Genomic DNA, 21,634 nt, shown 5'->3' on the forward strand with positions numbered 1-21,634 from the left:
AGACCTCCTGTCAGGGCTGTTTCGCCAGTTGTGAAATTTGAGCGTCAAGTGTGTCCAAATCAAGTTGACCGATATGAATGGTGGAGATTTTGCCCGTATCGGAGACAAAAAATGTCGTTGGCATCGGAGATATGCCAAAATCCCGGATCGAGTTTTTGTCACGGTCGAGCATAATCGGAAACGTAACGCCCACTTGTCGAACAAAATTTTCCACGGTCATCTGGTCTTCCCCAACATTGATACCTACAAATTGCACACCCTGGTCCTTCCATTTGTCTGCTTGCGCTTGTAGCGCAGGCATCTCTTTGACACAAGGCTCACACCATGTTCCCCAGAAGTTGATCACCATGGCTTTGCCTTTGTATTCCTCAGACGTATGAACTTGTCCATCCAGGCCCAGCAGTTCAAAAGAAGGAGCCTTGTCCCCTTCTTTTGGCTTGCCATTCGAGCCGGATACCGATGTAGTAATCGCATATCCGCCCAACACCAGGATCAATAACAAAATGACGATTTGCACCGCTCTTCTTGATTTCCCCATGTGCTGCTCCCCTTTTAAGTGACTAGCATTCGCATATAACGGTCTTGGACAACTGTGAACATCCTATGAACAATTATAGCGAATTTCGTCACAAAACTGCGGCGCTTTTATGAAAATTATGTGTCCTCACATTACCTTTTTTTCATTTTTTTGGCGGGTTCTGATTTTGCGAGCGTAATCAGGTTGTTGACTTCTTCTTTGGTTAGATTGCGTGTGAGTCCCCGTTTCAGGTTTTGAAGCAAAATACCACCAAACGAAATCCGTTTCAGACGTGTTACCGGATGGTTAATCGCTTCGAACATACGTCTAACCTGACGGTTACGCCCTTCGTAAATCGTAATAGAGATAACAGATTCATTTGCTGCAGTATCCACATCTTTGTACTCAATCTCTGCCGGAGCTGTCATACCGTCGTCCAGCATAATGCCTGTCTTTAATTTCTCCAGAGCCGTACCATGTGGAACACCTTTAACGGTTGCATGATACGTTTTGGGTACGTGATGCTTCGGATGCGTCAACAAATGCGCAAACTCGCCATCATTGGTCAGAATGAGCAATCCTTCTGTGTCATAATCCAGACGACCCACTGGGTATACCCGTTCCTTGACACCTTTAAGATAGTCGGATACAATTTTCCGACCTTCCGGGTCTGAAGCACTTGTGATAACACCCTTCGGTTTGTTCAACATCATGTACACTTTCTTTTCACTGCGGATCGGTTTACCATTAACCGTAATCATATCCTCTTCGGGGTTCGCTTTCGTACCCAGTTCGGTTACGACCTCCCCGTTAACTTCTACTTTGCCGGACAGGATCAGTTCCTCGCTCTTGCGGCGGGATGCAATGCCTGCCTGTGCGATAATTTTTTGTAATCTTTCCATGTTTGTCATGTCACCTCACACTAATGATACCCATCAAGGCCGGAAATCACAAGGATAATCCATCGATTTTGTTAACGCAGAGGTTGTAAACACCTTTTGAGCTGCATTTATCTATGAATTTAGGCCAAAAAAGCTCACCTTCTCAATGCCGGTATGCGACAGGAGCGTTAAGGTGAGCCGTTCAATTTCAACCATATGTAACCACTGCAACATGAATAAGTTTAATTGGCTACTTTACCAGCAACAACGACCTGTTTTTTCGTAGGGGTTGCACTTTCTTTAATGAAGGATTGCAACGTTTTGGAAGTAATATAATAAGTACGTCCTCCGTATACAAAGGTCATCATGCCAATAACCCGATTGTTCTGGTCCAGAACAGGGCCACCTGAATTGCCTTGTGCCACTGATTTTACGATACTGCCAATGCCCTTCTTGCCTGGAACATCAGAATCTTGTGAATTAAATACTCGGCTCTTGGCGATTGTATTATAAGTTGAAGGGAAATCTTCGTCCAACAGCACAAGTTCCCCGGCGGAATTTTTAGGAAAACCGATGGTATAGACGATTTGATTATCTTTCGCATTTGCAAACGTCACCGGTTGTGCGTCGATTTCTTTGTCCAGCTTCAGCAATGCCATATCTGTCACCGGATCTGTTTTAACGATTTTCGCTTTAACCGGCTTGTCCAGATGACCTGGGCTTGCTACAGTAAGTGTGCCTTCATCCCCATCAGACAGTTCAGCATAATCCTGAACGACATGATAGTTGGTTAGCACCTCATCCTTGGCGATCAGTATGGATGTACCTACATCATAATATACTGTATCGGGTTCATCCTGTTTGACCAGACGTACGTTCACAACTGGAAAAGAATCCGCTGTAACGGCCAACTGAGCACGTAGTTGTTTATCGAAGTAACCCGTAAAATGAATCGTATTAATGGCTTGAGCCGCAGCCAGTCCCGTCTGTCCTGCAAGCAACGCAATGGCAAGCATACCTGATATCCCAAAGCGGAGCATTCTTTTCCAACTCTTTTGCATGGTTCTCACTCTCCTCCGCTATCATTCTAGCATAATTCGTATATCGGAAGGAGAGGGCATATTTTTTATCCAAATACAATTAAACAAATAACCAAGGCAGCAATGAATCCAACCAGATCGGAAAACAACCCTACTTTGAGCGCATAGCGACCATTGCGTATACCTACGGCTCCAAAATAAACAGTCAATACATATAGTGTTGTATCCGTACTCCCTTGAATCGTGGATGCCATGCGACCAATCATAGAGTCAGGTCCATAGGTTTTGATCAGGTCAGTCGTAAAGGCAAGCGAGCCTGTCCCGGTCAAAGGACGCAAAATACCGAGCGGCAATACTTCTCCCGGAACCCCCATCCAGGACACAAGTGGTGCGAATAGGCTGATCACATAATCCAATGCACCGGAAGCACGGAATACACTGATCGCTACCATCATGCCAACCAGATGGGGAATAATGCTGATTGCCGTAGAGAAGCCATCTTTGGCCCCATCAACAAAAGATTCGTAGACCGGGACCTTTTTGGTAAACGCATATAATGGAACAAACGCGATGATAACCGGAATGGCCCAGACGGAAATCCAGTTGATGAAGGTTAACAACGTTGCTCATCCTTTCATACCGGGATTGTCACTTTTATGTACACGCGGCGGCCTGTGAAGTGCCCTGTTTCGGTACCAGCGATCGGCTACGATAGCTGCAAATGTCGCAATAATGGTTGCCATTAGCGTGGTGCCTACAATTTCCGTGGCATTCGCAGAATGATAATTAAGTCGAATGGCTATCAGGGTTGTCGGAATAATGGTGATACTCGCTGTATTCAGAGCCAGCAAAGTGCACATGGCAGGGGACGCAGTTTGTTTATCCGGATTCAGCTCTTGCAGTTGCTGCATGGCTTTGATCCCCATTGGGGTTGCCGCGTTGCCTAGGCCGAGCAGATTGGCACTCATGTTCGATAAAATGTAGCCCATGGCTGGATGATTCCGCGGAACATCCGGGAACAAAAAGCCAACAACCGGACCCAGTAGCTTCGCGATTCGTCCCAGCAGCCCGGCATCCTCAGCCATTTTCATCATACCCATCCAAAACACGAGCACACTGATCAGCCCAAAACATACCGTTACTCCGGTTGCTGCTCCATCAAAAGCCGCTTGCGTAACGACTTCAATTTTGCCTTGTGCTGCTGCAAAAGCAAATCCGGTTAGGATCATGAGAAGCCAGATTAAATTGATCAAAGGATAACCCTCCCCTCATTATGGAGATAACAAATGGCTTAATACTGCGCGCCATGCGGAAGCCCAGGTAGAAATCTCACCGATCCCTCCCAGAGTTGCATCCTCTGTCTTCGGCTCTGGCGGAATATAACTTCCTTTGCGATACACAGGAATTGAACCCACAAGTTTCCCGTCAAGCTGCATATCAATTCGGCCGGCCAGTCCAAAAGAAGGATCTGTCTTTTTTGCATCTCCCTCTGTACTCTCCTGTGCACGGTTTTCGAGTAAAATCAGCTTTTTCGTCAACGAGGATGTCTCACTCTTCGCCAGTGGATAGGTGAACCCGCGGCCTGTGACCACATCCGTGTTTTGTACAAGCTGTTCTTTTTTTGCAATTTCCACCAAAGGGAAGTTTTCAAAACCGAAATCCAGCATACGTGCATGGTCATTCCAGTCATCGCCGTCATTCAGGGTTACTGCAGCAAGCTGTTGCCCATTGCGAGTAGCAGAGCTGACCAGACAACGGAACGCCTTTTTGGTATATCCGGTCTTCACGCCATCGGCTCCCTCGTACAACCGCAGCATTTTATTTTTGTTTTGCCAGGAGTACTCCCAGCTCTCATTCGGATTTGGAGCCGACTTGTTCTCTGTAGCTACAATACGTTTGAATACCGGATTCTTGAGCGCGTACGCGGTTAAGCGTGCCAGATCATTGGCGGTGGAGTAATGACCGTCTGCGTCAAGTCCATGGGGATTCATAAAATGGGAATGGGTCAGACCAATTTGCTCTGCCTTTTTGTTCATTAACAGGACAAAACCTTCTTCAGATCCACCGACATGTTCAGCAATCGCTGAGGCCGCATCGTTGCCTGATCGCAACATCAGTCCATACAGCATGTTTTCCAGCGTCATTTCTTCACCCAGTTTGAGATAGATGGACGAGCCTTCTTTGGCAAAAGCCGAAGAAGTTACCTTTACTTTGTCGTCCAGTTTACTGTGTTCAATCGCTACAATCGCCGTCATGATTTTGGTCAAGCTGGCAATTCTCAGTTCCTTATCCCCATCTTTGCTGTACAATATTCGGCCCGACGTCACATCAATGAGAGCAGCGCTTTGCGCATGGGTTGAGGGGCCAGGTATGGTTCCCTGGGCTTCAGCAAGCCCAAATGAGGGAAATAGAAACAAAGGTACAAGCATACATGCCATAAATTTCATTAATTTTCGCATCGATTCATTCCTCCGGGTCACTTGGAATCTTGTACTAGCTTATGACAGGACAACCCGAAGTATGTCCCAGTGTTAGAAAACAGAAAAAATCCCTCTCGCATGTGCTGCGGAAGGGATTTAACCGAATCATTTAGCTGTACGTAGAAGGATCAGGTGTAACAGGAATGCCGGACTCCGCAGGTTGTGCTGTATTACGATTGCGGAACATGTCCTGGATTCTATCCATCACATACGGTGTGGAATCAATCAATTTCTCGAAAAGATGAGTTGAGTTGTCAAGCGGCACGATGTGAACACCCTGTTTGCCAACTACCAGGAACGCGATAGGACGAATGGATACGCCGCCCCCGCTTCCGCCTCCAAATGGTGAAGCAACCGATGAGGAGCTGGCATGTTCAGTGGTACTACTTCCGCCGCTTCCACCTTTGCTGCTTCCATCACTTACATGAAAATCACTGCCACCCGCAGCGAATCCGAATCCCACTTTACTGATCGGCAAAATCACGGTACCATCAGGTGTTTCAACCGCATCGCCTACGATTGTATTGACATCCACCATGGCCTTGATATTTTCCATTGCGGTTTCCATTAAGCCTTGAATTGGATGATCTGACATTTATATTCCCTCCAGTTTCATTTTAAGCTAGGTTTGATCTAACCATATCATCCCCAAACTTGAAGGGACTTATGTAAGCCAGCCATTTAACTAAACCTCAATACTTCAAACCGCTGACTCGGCAAAATAAAACCCGCAGTTGCAAAAAAACTGTGGAAAATTCCCGTATACTCGGTGTCTTCTTAATTACCGAATAGATCTAGGTAAGGCGCATAGTTCCACCCACCACCCGCAGTCATCTTCATGAAATCAATATAACATGGGGACAATACATACACTTATATTTGCGATTTACTGTGTTGTTTCTTGAGCTTTAGCTTGCGTCTGCGCCGTTGTTCTTGTAAGAGTTTGAACCACATCCGCCATCCTCCCTCTACTTGGAGCACACGTGTTAACAACATAAATCCTGCAACCATGACTGCTGTAGTCCGGATTTTTATTTTCCAATCCAGCTCGGTTTGGAACTCCATCTCGTCTTCCCACACCGGCACAACTTGCAGGACAGGCGTTCGTTCAAGATGGATCTGATATGAAAGATATCCAACAATTATCGACTTGATACTCCACACCCAGCCGATGAGAACAGCCGTATACGCCGCGTCGCCTACGCCAACACGGGTAGACCAGGACAAATGAGTCATATGTATACGAGTGAGTGTTTGCTTGATCCAGAGCTTTAATGCTTCCGTTGCCCTGAGCATGATTTTTACATCCTTAGCCCATTTTTTTACTTTACGTTTGTTAACACGCTCGCTGCTCTGGGCTTCTCCCCTCGAATGATTCATTCGCTGCTCCGTTTTCACCAGAAAACCTTCCTTCATATTACGAAAGACAATACTAGGAATTTCATAGTTAATACGCACAATGCCATATAGCAGACGAACCGTAATCTTGGCATAATCATCATGATTGTGTTTCCTGAATGTAAAATGCACATGAACATACGAGATGAGGACTGCGACAAGAAGCAGTGCGATCAACAAGCCGATTCCTCCAAGCCAAATCCACACAGGCCTTACCTCCAAGCCCTCAATTCTTTTCTCGTCTAGTATGGCACTCTATATAGGAAAAAATTCACGTCTGACCTGAAAATTCCATTTAATCTTTGGACCACTCCCTTGCAATCCATTCCGCTACGATGTCAAAAAACCGGTACCCCGACGGGGTACCGGTTTGGGATCGATCCAGACTCCAAAGTTATGAATTCAAAGGATCATCTTCATTATTTATATCGTTTGCATTTGCATCGTCTTCGAGATTTGTACTGTCCAGGTCCAGGTCCACATGTTGCACATCCAATTTTTCAAAGAGCAACTGTGTTTCTTCCTCCAGGTTTTCGGAATCTTCAAACAACCCTGGCTCAGGCAGATCTTTGAGCGAAGCCAGACCAAAGTAGTCTAGGAAAGACTTGGTAGTCCCATATAGAATTGGGCGTCCAATCGCCTCAGCTCGTCCCACTTCCTGAATGAGATCCTTATTCACAAGTGTATGGAGGGCACGTTCAGACTTTACGCCACGGATCTCCTCAATCTCCACCCGCGTGATGGGCTGACGATACGCCACAATAGCGAGTGTCTCCAGAGCCGCCTGGGATAAAGAGGTCCGTGCTGGTGAATAAGCCAATTTCTCAAAATAAGCCGCATGTTCCGGCAAGGTACCCAGTTGGACTACCCCCGCAATTTTAAGAATTTGTACGCCTCGTCCCTGCTTGGCAAATTCAGCGATCATTTCCTCAATCGCATCCGACACCAGTTCGGTTCGCTGATCCACGATTTCGGCGATTTGTTTGATGCTCAGACCTTCTTCTCCGGACAAAAACAGCAGGCCTTCAATAATCGATTTCAATTTCGGAAAATCCATGATTCTTTGTTTCCCCTCTCCACTCCATAACGATATCCTCAAACATCCGCTCCTGATAACAAACAATCTGCTTCATCTTCATCAGCTCCAGCACCGCCAGAAAAGTTACAACAATCTCGTGCCGATAAATTTGGTTATCAAGCAGCTTGGAGAATAACAGCCTGCCTCCCGGTCCCATACTTTCCAACGCGCCGATGACATCGCGAATACGATCCTTAACCGAGATTTCATCCCGCTGGATCCGAGTTACGGTTGTCCGCTTCTCCGCCTTGCGCAGCGCCTTCTGGAAGGCAGCAATCAGATCCGAGGTATGCAAACCTTCGACCGGATTCGATTGTGCTTCTACAGGCATATACGGTCGCAAATCCTCGGGCTCTTTAGAGAAAATAAGGCTGCGTTCCCACTCCCGTTCGTGCAAGTGACGCGCAATTCCTTTGTATTTGCGATATTCAATCAGACGTGCAATCAGTTCTGCACGTGGATCATAATCTTCATCTTCCATATATGCATAATCCTCAAAATCCTCGATTACCGGTGGTTTGGGCAGTAATAGTTTGCTCTTGATCGACAGAAGTGTTGCCGCCATTACCAGAAATTCACTTGTAATATCCAGCTCCAGCTCCTGCATCGAATGCAGATACGCCATATATTGATCGGTAATATCGCTGATGGGAATATCCTGGATATGAATCTCTGCCTTATCGATCAGATGAAGCAGCAGATCCAAAGGCCCTTCAAAAGTCTCCAGTTTGTATGTAACTACCGTCACTAGACGAATCCTCCCGCCAGAAAAATAAAAACCCCCGCTAAGCCGCCGAATCCGGTCTCCCGTTTTCGTCTGCGCTGAGCAGGGCACTATATTAAATAAGCACTATTTTAGCTGTTTCGTCAAGTTCGCCATTTCAATAGCGGCAGTAGCTGCATCCCAGCCTTTGTTTCCTGCCTTTGTTCCAGCACGCTCAATAGCCTGTTCAATATTCTCTGTTGTAACCAGGCCGAAGATTGTAGGTACGCCTGTTTTAAGGTTAATTGCGGCTACACCCTTAGCCATCTCATTACACACATAATCATAATGTGTTGTTGAACCACGGATAACCGTCCCCAACGTAATGACAGCATCGTATTTTCCACTTTCAGCCATTTTTTGGGCAATCAACGGGATCTCAAAGGCTCCTGGAACCCAGGCTACATCCACTTCATTATCTTGTACACCGTGACGTTTGAACGCATCCAGTGCTCCGCTGAGCAATTTACTTGTAATGAATTCGTTAAAACGTCCTACAACCACTCCATATTTTAATCCTTCTGATACCAAATGTCCTTCAAAAAAGTGTGGCATTCAAGTCATCTCCCTAATTGTATTATATGATGTACGCAGCTGATCTTCGGCGAATATATCATCCTGTTTAACCTCAGAAAAGCTACTCAGTTTTTTTCTTCATTCTGCTCGATATCGTCGAACTTTAACATATGGCCGAGCTTCGCCTGCTTCGTGTGCAAGTAGACCGTATTATCCTCGTTCTCTTCCATCTGAATCGGAACTCGTTCCACCACTTCAAGTCCGTAGCCTTCAAGCCCTTTAATTTTGCGTGGATTATTGGTTAACAACCGGATTTGACGAACGCCAAGATCTTTGAGAATTTGGGCACCAATGCCGTAATCTCGAAGATCGGCAGCAAACCCAAGCTTCAGATTGGCATCTACGGTGTCCAGACCTTCCTCTTGCAGTTTGTAGGCTTTGAGCTTGTTGATCAGTCCAATGCCTCGTCCTTCCTGCCTCATATAGAGCAAGACGCCATTGCCTTCGTCATGAATCTGTTTCAATGCTGCATCGAATTGTGGACCACAGTCGCATCGATGAGAATGGAATACATCCCCAGTGAGACATTCAGAGTGTACGCGGACCAATACAGGCTTCGATCCGTCAATTTCGCCTTTAACCAAAGCGACATGCTCCTTGTTGTCCACCGCATTTGTGTATGCAACCGCCTGGAATTCACCAAAGTCCGTTGGCATACGTACAGCTACTTCGCGTTTAACCAACTGTTCCTTCTCATTTCGGTACCGAATCATGTCCTGAATGCTGATCAACTTCAGATCATGCTTGCGGGCGATCTCCTGCAGATCCGGAAGTCTCGCCATCGTGCCATCTTCCTTAATCACTTCACAGATTACACCTGCCGGATAGGAACCGCACATAATAGCGAGATCTACAGCCGCTTCCGTGTGGCCCGCGCGTCGTAGCACACCGCCATCTTTAGCGATAAGTGGGAACATGTGGCCCGGCTTGCGGAAATCTCCGCTTTTCGCTTCGGGATCGATTAGACCCTTAACTGTAATGGAGCGTTCATGAGCCGAGATGCCCGTTGTGGTATCTTTATGATCTACAGAGACGGTAAAGGCCGTCCCATGAAAGTCCGTATTTTGCTGAACCATAGGTTTCAGGTTGAGTTCATCGGCACGTTGCTGCGTAATGGGAACACATACCAGACCTCTGCCTTCGGTAATCATGAAATTGATCACTTCAGGTGTAGCCTTTTCCGCCAAAGCGATAAAGTCGCCTTCATTCTCCCGATCCTCATCATCCACCACAATGACGGGTTTACCCTGCATAAGATCGTAGATGGCTTCCTCAATAGGATTCAGAATGGATTGCTCTGCTGACATAGGTCCCCCTCCAGTTTCCATTTCAATTTATATTTGTGGTTATTCAATTAGTTAAGCAAATCCGTGATTAGCGAGGAAATCCTCACTGATACTTCTCGGCTTGCCCGCACCGGTCTCCTGATGTCCTTTACCATAGTGCAGCAGATGATCCACATATTTGCCCAAAATATCACACTCAATATTGATGGTATCTCCCGTCTTTTTCACATTTAATACGGTCTCACCAATGGTATGTGGAATAATGGATACAGTAAATGCGGTCTGTGAAGAATGCACAACGGTCAGACTAATTCCGTCCAGGGTTACAGACCCTTTGGGTATCAGATATTTGAACAGCTGCGTATCATCAGGTTTGATCTCGAAAACAATTGCATTCTGGTCACGTGTAATGCTGCCAATGACCCCAGTGCCATCGACATGGCCCTGAACGATATGCCCGCCAAAACGTCCACCTGACAGCATGGCTCGCTCCAGATTAACTTTACTGCCGGATTGCAATTGACTAAGATTGGTATGTCGATATGTCTCGGGCATCACATCGGCAGTAAATCCGCCACCCTCCAGGGTTGTCGCAGTTAAGCATACCCCGTTTACAGCCACACTATCGCCAATCTTCAAGTCGTTCATGATGGCGGAAGCTCCGATATTCAGGACCATCGCTTCGCCTTTCCGACCTATCCGCCGGATCTGACCGACTTCTTCCACCAAACCGGTAAACATGCTACCGCCTCCTTTATTTATTTCGTTATCGTTAATTCATTTATTCAGGCCAAACCGGAATTCCGCCAATGCTGATATTATCTCCAACTTGCTCAATTTCCAGCTGATGTAATTGAATCGCCTGACTCATGCGCTCTACACCCTCAAAGCGGAAACTGCCTGGTGTTTCGTATCCTCCGACAATTTTCGGAGCAATGAACATGAGCAGCCGATCTACCAACCGTGCTTCCAGCATGGACCCATTCAGTGTGCCCCCGCCTTCAAGCAGAATCGAACCAATCTCACGCTCACCGAGCTTGCTGAGTGCACTCAGTAGATCAACACGTGGTCCTGGACCACAACGTATAATCTCCACCCCATAGGCTTCTAGCCGCTCAGCCGCTTCAGGGCTCGCCTCATCCGTTGTAAGCACCCAGGTTGGGGCAAGGCCATCCTTGACCATTTTGGCGCCTACAGGCAGACGTAGCTTGGAATCGACCACGATTCGTACCGGGCTGATCCCTTCCACTTGCAAGCGAGTCGTGAGTTCGGGATTGTCTGCAATGACCGTTTCCACACCAACCATAATTCCTTGATGGCGATGGCGAAGCGCGTGTACGATCTCGCGAGCTGACTCGTTAGAGATCCATTTGCTGTCACCGCTACGCGTAGCGATTTTGCCATCCAGTGTAGAGGCCGTCTTTAAAGTTACAAAGGGGAGACCTGTTGTGATGTATTTAATGAATTTCTCGTTCATCCGTCTTCCGCGCTCGCGCAACACTCCAACCTCAACTTCGATCCCTTGTTGACGCAGCATGCTGATACCTCTGCCGGAGACTTGCGGATTCGGATCTTCGCAACATACGACGACACGTTTCACTTTCTCATGAATGAGACGTTCGCTGCATGGTGGGGTCTTTCCATAATGACTACAGGGTTCGAGCGTAACGTACACTGTACTGCCTTCAGCATCACTGCCTGCCATGTTCAGCGCATGAACCTCTGCATGACCGGTTCCGCGTTTGAGATGACTTCCGAGGCCCACGATACGTCCTTCTTTTACCACGACACAACCTACTACCGGATTGATTCCGGTCTGTCCTTGTGCCCGCTCTGCCATATCCAGTGCCAGCGCCATATAAAATTCATCATTAATCATTTCCAAGTCCGTTCACCCCACGGTTAAAATCTTAGTTATATACCTCCCTTCCAACAGAGAGGCATGTTCCATATCCAATAAAAAATCCCCGTCGAACAAACCGTTCGATGGGGATGATGAGAGACATGTGTCACCAGCAGTACTATTGATACAGTGCCAACAACACATCGCCCAAAACTTCATTTCAGGCAAGTGAAAGCAGACACATACCTTAATGAACTTCAATTACAGGTAAAGAGCTTCTATGATGTGGCATATGTATGAAGATTGCCGGAAGTAACCGGATTTCTCCCTGCACAGGAAATGAATTCGTCAAAAACTGTACAGCAACACTTCTGCGGAATGCGGCCCGTAAGGACTGCACCCTCTCCTTCTCCCATCCAGACTATACTGTCGGTTCTGGAATTACACCAGATCAGCCATCTGCCAGAGGCAGACGGGTCACGGACTTTGCATCAATGCTGGATAGATATCCTCACATACTGCATCACCGCCGGTAGGGAATTACACCCTGCCCTGAAGGATTCGTTGCGTTATTAATTGGATGTTAGCACTTTAATGCCAAAAAATCAATTGTTTTTTGTTCCTTTTTGTCACATACTAACTTTTAATAAGCTTAAGTGTAATAAAAAACCGCTTCGCCAATGGCGAAACGGCTGCATACGGAAATACTGATTAAGCTTCTACAACTTCAACAGTCTCCATTTTGTCTTTACCTTCGAAAGCGTCCACGAACTCCATACCTTTGGTTACTTTACCAAATACAGTATGTTGTCCATCCAAATGTGGTTGCGGTTGGTAGCAGATGTAGAACTGGCTTCCGCCTGTGTTACGGCCTGCATGTGCCATAGCCAATGTTCCACGCTCATGTTTGTTCGGGTTGATTTCACAGTTGATTGTGTAACCAGGACCGCCTGCACCGGAACCGTTAGGGCATCCGCCTTGAGCTACAAAGCCCGGAATAACACGGTGGAATACAAGACCGTTGTAGAAACCGGAGTTAGCCAGTTTCTCAAAGTTTGCTACTGTGTTTGGAGCTTCTTGATCGAACAAATCGATTACAACTTCTCCGCCGTTTGCCATTTTGATTTTCGCTTGTTTCGCCATATGTAAATGACTCCTTTCGTATTGACCATCGTTAATGGTGCCAGAACGCATGACCCTGGGCCAAGCTTTAAAGCACTTTTCTTAGTGTACACCGAAAATGGATTGATCGCAAAATAATCAGCAAGATTTTTTCAAAATCCAGCCCTAAAGATGCAAAAGAAGACAAAAAAGGAGTGTCCTTTTTTGTCTTCTTCATATAGAGCTCAGCTAGATGTCCTTAAATTAACGGGTAACCGGCTGTTTAGCAATGCGTTCAGGCACCAGATCATTCTGGATAATGTCCTGATACGTCTCACGGCGTACGACAACATCCCCTTGACCGTCTTTGACAAATACAACTGCCGGACGACGAATCCGGTTGTAGTTGCTTGCCATGGAGTAGTTGTACGCGCCTGTGCAAGCTACTGCGAGCAGATCGCCACTTTGCACTTTAGGCAGGTCCAGATCCCAAATCAGCATATCGCCGCTCTCACAACATTTACCAGCAACAGATACCGTTTCCTGAGCAGCCTCATTTGCACGGTTTGCCAATACAGCTTCATATTTCGACTCATACAGTGCTGGACGCGGATTGTCTGTCATTCCACCATCCACAGCTACGTATTTACGAACTCCTGGAATATCTTTGCTTGTTCCAACAGTGTAGAGCGTTGTTCCTGCTTCACCTACGATGCTGCGGCCTGGTTCAACCCAGATCTCAGGCACAGCATAGCCGATTTGAGCAAAGTGATTTTTCACCGCATCCGTGATGGCTTTCACGTATTGTGAAACTTCAAGCGGTGTATCTCCATCAATATAGCGGATACCGAAGCCACCGCCCAGATTAACCACTTTGAATGCCACGTTAAGACGCTCATACACATCTGCTGCAAACTCAGCAACGCGTTGAACTGCCATTTGGAATCCTTCAACTTCAAAAATTTGTGATCCGATGTGTGAATGCACACCGAGTAAAACTAAGTTCGACTGCTTGGAAGCCAATTCAATGGCTTCAAATGCCGTTCCGTTTCCGATATCGAATCCAAATTTGGAATCCGTTTGTCCTGTCGAGATATATTCATGCGTATGCGCTTCAACACCAGGCGTCACACGCAGCAAAATGTTAACTTTGCGATTTTTGTCTGCGGCTACAGCTTGCAGCAAGTGCAATTCATTGAAGTTATCCACAACAAAGCAGCCAATCTCTGCATCAAGCGCCATTTCGATCTCTTCCAGCGTTTTGTTGTTGCCGTGGAAATGAATACGCTCTGCCGGGAACCCGGCTTGCAGTGCCGTGAACAATTCACCATCGGATACAACATCCAGGGAAAGTCCTTCTTCCGCAGCAAGGGCACACATTGCCATTACGCAGAATGCTTTACTTGCATAAGCAACCTGGAAACCCAGGCCTGAAGCACGGAACGCTTCCATGTACTCTCTGCAGCGCTCACGAACCAATTGCTCGTCCACAACATACAGGGGAGTTCCAAATTGTTCTTTCAAGTCGGTTGTATCGACTCCGCCAATTTCCAGATGTCCCTGTGCATTTATTTTACTTGTACCATGTAAATACATAATCTGCATTCCTCACTTTTTTATATACTGGAACAACTGTTATTCCAATGATTTTACACCAGTATATCAAATTAGAAAATGAGAAGAATGGATTTTTCGGCAGATCATTTGTGTTTTTTACTTTTTTGCAGTTCACCATCCGGGTCTTCATCCATTTTGGTATTGTCACGCGTTTTGTTGATTGAAGGACGTTTTTTATTTTCCAACAGTGGCAAACGGAACAAAAAGTTACCCAAAGCCTTTGCATTAAACGGTATGAATGGCCAGAGATAAGAAGAGTTGTAGGAGCGATGCAAGGTAAGCGCCACTATAATGAACGTCGTCCCAACAACGAAGCCGGGAACCTTGAATATCGCCACAGCAACCAACAAAAACAACCTGACCAATCGATTCGCCAAACCAAGCTCATAACTGGGTGTTGCAAACATACCTATCGCGGCAATCGCCATGTAAAGTACAACTTCATTCACAAAATAGCCTGTTTTCACGGCGATATCCCCGACCAAAATGGCTGCAATCAAACCCATGGCCGAAGCGAGTGGCGTCGGGGTATGGACTGCTGCCATCCGCAATAAATCGACCCCGAATTCAATAAGCAGGAACTGCAGAATCAGCGGAAGCTGGGCATTCTCGTGAGGACCGATGAACTCCATTCCTGCTGGCTTAATGGCAGGGTCAATAACCATCAACAACCACAGCGGCAACAGGAAAAGCGAAATCAGAATACCCCCAAATCGTACCCAGCGCAGATAGGTTCCCATAAAGGCGGTCTGTCTGTTCTCTTCCGCATGCTCACACAGATCAAAAAAGGTCGTGGGCAGAATCATCACACTGGGTGAAGTGTCTACAAAAACAACAACCCGTCCGTCCATCAGATGGGAAGCTGTCACATCCGGTCGTTCCGAATAACGAACCAACGGATATGGGTGCCAGCCCTTGTTAATAATCGCTTCTTCAAGCTGCTTATCGGCAGCAGGGATACCGTCGATATTTACTCGTTTAATTTTTTCACGAACGGAATCCACCTGAACCTTGTCCACGATATCGTCAATGTATACAACACAGACATCCGTTTGAGATCTCCGTCCGACCTGCATAATTTCAAACTTTAATCCTGGGTCCCGTATTCTTCGGCGCACTAACGCCACGTTGGTCAGAAGTGTCTCCGTGAATCCGTCTCTTGAACCACGCACCACTCTCTCCAGCGAAGGTTCCTCTGGGGAACGTACCGGATAGCTACGGGTATCCATAATAATAACGGAACGATCCCCTTCGACAAACATGGCACTCATGCCTGTGAGGACCTTGTTGATAACGGCGCTCATTTTCTCCACTCGCTCAACTTGAATATGAGGAATGTAACATTCGAAATACGACTTCAACGCATGTCCGGACACTTGCTCCGGTGTAAGATAGGTTAACCTTTTTAACACTTCAAGCAGAATCTCATCCTTCGCAAATCCAGTTAGCAGCAACAATCCAACGTGTTTGCCGCCCAAGACCATCTCCCTCATATTCACATCAAAGGACTCCCCAAGTCCCAACACTTGCTGAAGCGTATATTTGTTATCACTCATGCGAGGGGATATATCGTCGTTTTCCTGCCAATATTCTACCGATTCCTCAATACTGTCAGACATTTCATTTTGCTTCTTTTTTTCGTAAGCCTTCTTTTCTTCTTCCTCCTGAATCTCATAAGGAGATTTATGCATCATCTCTTCGGATGTTGCTTCGCTGGATTCATGCCCGTCGTTGTCCGATCTTACGTCCATTTCCATCCTCCTTAGGCCTAACGTTTTAACGCTGGTATACAAAGAAGTCAAACAGAGAGCCTGTCATCTTCCCCAAAATCATGGCAAGCAGCAATCCAAATAAATAAGATTTCATGCCCAGTCGCTTCGCCAGCACTGGCAGTACATTCAGCACTTCAGTCAGTGCCGCAGCAAGCAGACCGATGAACACACCGCAAAACAGTCCGATGATTGGGCTCAGCAACAGCGCTCCATGCATCTTCCAGTGCCAAAAATCCGCAACGGTACCGAGCAGCGAACCTCCGATCAATGCCCCTTCATACCAATGGGTTTTGTCATAGGTTCGCGTAAGCTGAGCTAGTCTGGGAATCATATCAAGCACTAGAATAAGCGCAATCACACCGCTTCCAACGGCGATTCCCCCCGCAATGCCCAGCACAATGCTGATTGCTCCGTTAAGAACGCTCATCCGCATTCATCTCCCTGCGTTCCTCTTCATGCATACGTTCGGTTTCTTCTATCACCACATACTTGTCTACATTTTGCTGATATAGGAACATTTCCACTTCCAAAGGGGTAGGTTCTTCATTCCACTTTTTCTTGAATAAATGATTGAAGAACACGGCCATGCCAAACCCGATCCCAATGGAATACGCCACCTGAAACAGATACGGATGCTCATCCCGGCGACCTGTAATCATCTCAACAATTCGAATCTGAACTTCCTGCATGTTTACGTCCGCATGAAAATTCATAATGGTCAATGCTGATCCAAAGAAAAGCAGCAGCCACACCAGGATGAACAGAGATTTGGAAGGCTTGCCACTTCCCACAACCACCTCAACAAGCGTGTGACCCGATCCGATCAATTCAACAGTGACACCTGGCAAGGCCCGACGGATCTGGGGAATGATCTGCAATATATCAACGAGGATCAGATTGCCGTCCTCCGGTCCGGGGCGCAGCAATTCAAGCTCAAGCAACCTGCCTTCCTGTTCCTCGGGAGAGGTGAGCAAGTGAGCTACATCCCCAAGCTTGACACTTCGACCCCTTTGGATACGAATACGGCTGCGCAAACGAACATAGACCGTTGGAGTGGGTGTCAGGGACATCCGAAACACTCCTTTACTGCGTAATTTAGGTTAGTATTTGAAGAATGTGCAAATTTATTACATTCTGGTTGGAAAAAGGTTATGCGGACCCTGCAGGCGCTTCGGGATGGATCGGCCATCGGTCGCTGTTGCTCTCAGGTTAGTAGGGGAATTACACGCAGGCACTCCAGCAGCAGACCAACCTTCCGATCGCTGTTGTCTCCAAATTTTCTTGGTTGATTTCTACTAGTGTAGAAATTCGGAGACAGTGTATGCTTTCGAAGTAGCTTTCTTTCAGAAAGCTTTTAGGCGAACGCTTCGCTTCTTCAGGTCTAATCTGCCGCCTGCGTTGCTAGTGTATTAGAATATACCTTCGAGGCTTCGCTTCTTTGTCCGATTCCATCCCTCCGCTGCACGGCTCCCTTTTTTCCAAAGACCTGCAATAAATATGCTAGGCGGCTGTAGTAGGAGATTTTATAAGCTGGTGAATTTGGACTTTATTTTGTCATAATCCTTTTGTTACTCAAACAAAAACCAGCTAATGTTTGTCAAGCATTTCAAGTTGGATGAGTTCTCTTTTCGTGTTATACTTTTTCCGACCAACCTGAATAACCTCCACGGCTATGGAGGTTTTGGTTAAATATGGTTTAAATTTGGTAGGGCTGCCCTTTCTGCAAGATGGCGAAAATGTGATGCAATAGCTTGTTTGCGCAGGCAATCACAACCACCTTGTAGGGCTTGCCCTCTTTTCTTTTTTTCTCATAGTACGCACGAATTCTTGCATTTGCGTTTTTTCGCATCCCGCATTGCACCGCCAAATACAGAGAACGTCTAAGCCTTTTCGAGCCTCGTTTCGTTATTCGTGTGCTTGTCGCTGTAAACTTCCCGGAACTGAAAATCCCAGGGTCCAGCCCCGCAAACGCCACGAGTTGCTTGGCATCACTAAACTGCCCGACGTCGCCCACTTCCGCTACAATGGCTGCTGCCAGTTTGGTGCCAATTCCCGGAATACTCTTCACGAGTTCGACTTCAGGCAGGTCTGCCGCCATTTCTTCCATTTGTTTTTCCAGTCCGTCCAGCTGCCCGATCATCGTTAACAATAAAGTGACCATCCCGTGCAATGCTTTGCTTAGAGACGGACTACGCCCAGCTTCTCTCCAGTCAGCCAGCACTTCCTCCAGTTTCCCGACTTTTTCATTCGACCATCGTCTGGAACGGGATCTGCCCGTGCTTTCTTGAATGACTTCGATCCAATCCTCTGTATCTCCCTCTAAACAACGGGCCAGTACCCTCAATGACGTTACCGAAAACACGTTGTAGAAGATTTGCTCATATACCGGAAATACTTGCTCCAGCAAGGCTCTGCTGTTCAGTTTCGCTTGCACAAAAATGCCCGTGACGAACTCATGCTGCCGGGTCAAATGCTGCAGCTCCGTAAACGTCTCATCCCAGGTTCGGTGTGGCCTCACGTCGCCGCGGTAGTACATCTCAGCCAGATGCCAAGCGCCCGAGGTGTCCGTTTTCACTTTGCGTAACTGCGTTCCTCTGGCTCGTTTGGATTGCAACGGATTCACAATATAGTAGGTGTAACCACTCCGATCCAGGTAAGAAACCAATGCGCGGTGGTAATGTCCTGTCGCTTCCAGAACCACTACTGGAGCCAGCCCTGTTTCAACTTGAAGCTCTCCTAGCATTTCTGCGAATTGTTCAAACCCATTCTGTTCATGCACAATGTTCACCGCTTTGCCATACGGCTCATTTCCTTTCCGAAACGCCTGCACCACACTTGAACCTTTAGCGACATCTACACCAACAACAGGTTCCAATCTCCTCACTCCTTGTCTTGAATTTCGCCGGTCCTTTCCACGATGGTTCCAAACCCATAGCTTCGCTTGTTATACAGGGTCAATCGCCCCTACCAGCTCAAACATGGTCTTTTGGAGGTCGTGGGAGAACAGTTTTTGTTACGGGGTCATGTCCCCTAAAGCCGCCACGTTCTCCCGGCTCCCCCCATCGTAAAACGACCACAAAAAAAGCCAACCAGTAATTACTGGCTAACCTGATAATACGAAAAAGCCGCTAATATAGCGACTTATTGAGAAGAGAAAATCTTATGGATTGACTGGTAAGTAACTTGGGGATTAGGTATCTTTGGAGAACAGATGGAAATAACGCATGTACACAAAAACAAAAGCGGTGATCATCAGCAGGACGGATACCAATACCTTCATTTTTTTGTTCAATGTTCAATACCCTCCTTATTCCTGAACTCCATTTCTCTTCTGAACTTTAGCGGGGTAATTTGCATGGTTTTGCGAAACTGATTAATAAAATAACTCGTACTATTAAAACCAACTTCATAAGCAATCTCGGTAATGCTGCGTTCCTGGAGTTGCAACAGATCCACACTCTTTTGGATGCGATAATCGGTAACATACTGCATGGGTGTTGTCTTCAACATTTGCTTGAAATAACGGCAGGTCTCTGATCGACTTAACTGACCGGCCCTTGCAATGTCCTCCAATTTGATTGGTTCAGCAAAGTGCAGGTGAATCCATTCGACCATGTCCTTCATTCGCCTGCTTCTGATGATTTCTGATGGATCATATTCCAGCGCGTATCCGCTTGTAATCAGTTGTTTCCATATCGTCAAAAGGCTTGAAGCCACATTCACTTCGTAAAATGGAGGCTGCTCATCCAGATCCTTTTTAACATGCCGGATGGCGTCAAGGACTTGAGCTCCCCAGGAAATTTCCCCTTTGATATGAAGATAAGGTAAATTGGTCGCTGAGATATAGGGATGAACATACTTTAAATATAACTCGGAAGGCACAACAAAATGAGGAGAGATATTCAGACAGAGATAAATACAATTATCGTTCTTACCCTGTTCCTCCGCCATATGCATGCAACCACTGTTGATAAACAACCCGTCACCTTGTGGCACAACGACCTTTAGATCATTCACATGAAAAAGAGCTTCTCCCTGGATAACCAAAACAAACTGCAATTCATCATGCCAGTGTAAAGGAATATGCCCATGAACATTGCGTACAATTGTGGTTTCATAACAAGCAATAGGTAATGTAACCGTACGATGCTCCGTCAGTTCCCTCCCGTTTTGATCAATCCTAAATTCTGTCTTAAGCATATTTTCTCATCTCAATATAATTATATTTATCTGTGCGATATTGATATTATTATAGCCTATTTCATTTTAATATAGCACTATTCTTATATTTAAGGTGAGGGCCGCTATCCATGAAAACATCTATTCAAAGATCTAGAAAATCAGGCATATTCTTCGTTCTTACAGGAGCGATATGCTGGGGCATTGGCGGAACGGTTTCACAAAAACTGTTTCAACAATACGGAATCGAAGTCAACTGGTTTGTAACGGTACGATTGCTGATTGCCGGCATACTGCTTCTTGGAGTGCAATCCTTCACAACAAGGCGCTCGCAAATTTTTGATATATGGAAGAGCAAAAAAACAGCCTTGCAACTAATCATTTTCGGACTATTCGGGATGCTGGCTGTTCAGTATACGTACATGGCGTCCATTCAACATGGCAACTCCGCGGTAGCCACACTACTTCAATATCTTTCACCAGTCATGATCATGGTCTATATGATCTGGCGAAAACAGGCTGTTCTGACCAGAAAGGATGTTACATCGGCAATTTTGGCTCTGAGCGGGTGTTTTCTCTTGCTTACAAATGGTTCCCTCTCCCAATTGTCTGTGGCGTTACCCGCAGTATTGTGGGGGCTGTTATCCGGAGTTGCCGCTGCCTTCTATACCCTTTACGCCGTGAAACTGATTGAGAATAATGATTCACTCGTTGTAGTAGGTTGGGCAATGATTATCGGAGGGGCTGCACTGAGTATCATCCACCCACCATGGAAAATGGACTTTGCCAGCTTGCGTTTGGAAACCTACGGATATTTGGCATTTACCATTATTTTAGGGACGATGATTGCATTCTGGTTCTATATCGAAAGTTTAAAAAGCCTGACAGCAAAGGAAACGAGTCTAATGGGAAGTGCGGAGCCTCTTGCTGCCGTTGGCACCACTGTTATCTGGTTGCATGAACCCTTTGGTTTATTTCAATGGCTGGGAACCGCGTGTATCATTGGATTGATATTATTGTTGCAGTCGAATCGCCCCAAACCCATCCAGGTTAACGACAAATAACCTTCTTCGCATATTAAGGCGCGATAGAAGGTTGTTAGT

General features: G+C 46.4%; 22 protein-coding genes and 1 riboswitch. Of the genes, 1 reads left to right on the forward strand and 21 read right to left on the reverse strand.

The window, feature by feature from the left end; translation table 11 throughout:
* Window positions 1-10: 10 nt before the first annotated feature.
* The 21 genes from AC3ITG_RS20910 to AC3ITG_RS21010 form a co-directional block, all read right to left on the reverse strand.
* Complete coding sequence (locus AC3ITG_RS20910; RefSeq protein WP_063568320.1) at window positions 11-538, reverse strand: redoxin domain-containing protein; 528 nt, start codon at window positions 536-538, stop codon at window positions 11-13.
* A 131-nt stretch (window positions 539-669) separates the two neighbouring features.
* A complete protein-coding gene (locus tag AC3ITG_RS20915) occupies window positions 670-1,419 on the reverse strand; it encodes a pseudouridine synthase (protein ID WP_489251239.1) in 750 nt (249 codons plus the stop codon).
* Window positions 1,420-1,640: 221 nt separating this feature from the next.
* A complete protein-coding gene (locus tag AC3ITG_RS20920) occupies window positions 1,641-2,459 on the reverse strand; it encodes a S1 family peptidase (RefSeq protein WP_489251240.1) in 819 nt (272 codons plus the stop codon).
* 65 nt (window positions 2,460-2,524) lie between these two features.
* Entirely contained in the window at window positions 2,525-3,058 is a 534-nt protein-coding gene (locus AC3ITG_RS20925; RefSeq protein WP_063568317.1) for a spore maturation protein, read from the reverse strand.
* A 6-nt stretch (window positions 3,059-3,064) separates the two neighbouring features.
* The gene (locus tag AC3ITG_RS20930) at window positions 3,065-3,691 is read right to left on the reverse strand and encodes a nucleoside recognition domain-containing protein (protein WP_489251241.1); all 627 of its coding nucleotides are present in this window, start codon (window positions 3,689-3,691) and stop codon (window positions 3,065-3,067) included.
* Window positions 3,692-3,709: 18 nt separating this feature from the next.
* Entirely contained in the window at window positions 3,710-4,897 is a 1,188-nt protein-coding gene (locus tag AC3ITG_RS20935) for a D-alanyl-D-alanine carboxypeptidase family protein (RefSeq protein ID WP_489251242.1), read from the reverse strand.
* Between the two features lie 130 nt (window positions 4,898-5,027).
* Window positions 5,028-5,513, reverse strand: coding sequence for a GerW family sporulation protein (ytfJ, locus tag AC3ITG_RS20940; protein ID WP_413372378.1), 486 nt, complete (start codon window positions 5,511-5,513; stop codon window positions 5,028-5,030).
* Window positions 5,514-5,791: 278 nt separating this feature from the next.
* Window positions 5,792-6,523 carry a DUF2953 domain-containing protein gene (locus AC3ITG_RS20945; protein WP_489251243.1) on the reverse strand — a complete coding sequence of 244 codons (732 nt, stop codon included), beginning with the start codon at window positions 6,521-6,523 and terminating at the stop codon, window positions 5,792-5,794.
* 187 nt (window positions 6,524-6,710) lie between these two features.
* Window positions 6,711-7,373: an SMC-Scp complex subunit ScpB gene (gene scpB / locus AC3ITG_RS20950; RefSeq protein WP_489251244.1), complete on the reverse strand. Its 663-nt coding sequence runs from the start codon at window positions 7,371-7,373 to the stop codon at window positions 6,711-6,713.
* Window positions 7,342-8,142 (reverse strand): segregation and condensation protein A, encoded by an 801-nt coding sequence (locus tag AC3ITG_RS20955; RefSeq protein ID WP_024630942.1) that lies wholly within the window; start codon window positions 8,140-8,142, stop codon window positions 7,342-7,344. Before AC3ITG_RS20955 ends, scpB begins: the two co-directional genes overlap by 32 nt.
* Before the next feature lie 102 nt (window positions 8,143-8,244).
* Window positions 8,245-8,712, reverse strand: coding sequence for a 6,7-dimethyl-8-ribityllumazine synthase (gene ribH, locus AC3ITG_RS20960; protein ID WP_062324408.1), 468 nt, complete (start codon window positions 8,710-8,712; stop codon window positions 8,245-8,247).
* Window positions 8,713-8,798: 86 nt separating this feature from the next.
* On the reverse strand, window positions 8,799-10,040 hold the full coding sequence (locus AC3ITG_RS20965) for a bifunctional 3,4-dihydroxy-2-butanone-4-phosphate synthase/GTP cyclohydrolase II (protein WP_413372381.1): 1,242 nt from the start codon (window positions 10,038-10,040) through the stop codon (window positions 8,799-8,801).
* 51 nt (window positions 10,041-10,091) lie between these two features.
* Window positions 10,092-10,760, reverse strand: coding sequence for a riboflavin synthase (gene ribE, locus AC3ITG_RS20970; protein ID WP_413372382.1), 669 nt, complete (start codon window positions 10,758-10,760; stop codon window positions 10,092-10,094).
* A 40-nt stretch (window positions 10,761-10,800) separates the two neighbouring features.
* Window positions 10,801-11,904 (reverse strand): bifunctional diaminohydroxyphosphoribosylaminopyrimidine deaminase/5-amino-6-(5-phosphoribosylamino)uracil reductase RibD, encoded by a 1,104-nt coding sequence (ribD, locus tag AC3ITG_RS20975; RefSeq protein ID WP_063565740.1) that lies wholly within the window; start codon window positions 11,902-11,904, stop codon window positions 10,801-10,803.
* Between the two features lie 358 nt (window positions 11,905-12,262).
* Window positions 12,263-12,426, reverse strand: a riboswitch (FMN riboswitch).
* A gap of 147 nt (window positions 12,427-12,573) precedes the next feature.
* A complete protein-coding gene (locus tag AC3ITG_RS20980; protein ID WP_301246431.1) occupies window positions 12,574-13,005 on the reverse strand; it encodes a peptidylprolyl isomerase in 432 nt (143 codons plus the stop codon).
* Between the two features lie 222 nt (window positions 13,006-13,227).
* On the reverse strand, window positions 13,228-14,559 hold the full coding sequence (lysA, locus tag AC3ITG_RS20985; RefSeq protein ID WP_063565739.1) for a diaminopimelate decarboxylase: 1,332 nt from the start codon (window positions 14,557-14,559) through the stop codon (window positions 13,228-13,230).
* 104 nt (window positions 14,560-14,663) lie between these two features.
* Window positions 14,664-16,274: a spore germination protein gene (locus AC3ITG_RS20990; protein WP_413379739.1), complete on the reverse strand. Its 1,611-nt coding sequence runs from the start codon at window positions 16,272-16,274 to the stop codon at window positions 14,664-14,666.
* Between the two features lie 82 nt (window positions 16,275-16,356).
* On the reverse strand, window positions 16,357-16,779 hold the full coding sequence (locus AC3ITG_RS20995; RefSeq protein WP_489251245.1) for a stage V sporulation protein AB: 423 nt from the start codon (window positions 16,777-16,779) through the stop codon (window positions 16,357-16,359).
* Entirely contained in the window at window positions 16,766-17,422 is a 657-nt protein-coding gene (locus tag AC3ITG_RS21000; RefSeq protein ID WP_413372384.1) for a stage V sporulation protein AA, read from the reverse strand. Before AC3ITG_RS21000 ends, AC3ITG_RS20995 begins: the two co-directional genes overlap by 14 nt.
* Before the next feature lie 626 nt (window positions 17,423-18,048).
* The gene (locus AC3ITG_RS21005; RefSeq protein ID WP_489251246.1) at window positions 18,049-19,227 is read right to left on the reverse strand and encodes an IS110 family RNA-guided transposase; all 1,179 of its coding nucleotides are present in this window, start codon (window positions 19,225-19,227) and stop codon (window positions 18,049-18,051) included.
* 413 nt (window positions 19,228-19,640) lie between these two features.
* Window positions 19,641-20,552 carry an AraC family transcriptional regulator gene (locus AC3ITG_RS21010; RefSeq protein WP_489251247.1) on the reverse strand — a complete coding sequence of 304 codons (912 nt, stop codon included), beginning with the start codon at window positions 20,550-20,552 and terminating at the stop codon, window positions 19,641-19,643.
* Window positions 20,553-20,662: 110 nt separating this feature from the next.
* On the opposite strand from AC3ITG_RS21010, the gene AC3ITG_RS21015 reads away from it, so the two are divergent.
* Entirely contained in the window at window positions 20,663-21,595 is a 933-nt protein-coding gene (locus AC3ITG_RS21015; protein ID WP_413372386.1) for a DMT family transporter, read from the forward strand.
* The last annotated feature ends 39 nt before the right edge of the window (window positions 21,596-21,634 follow it).

Source organism: Paenibacillus sp. GL_099_B, from assembly GCF_057835695.1.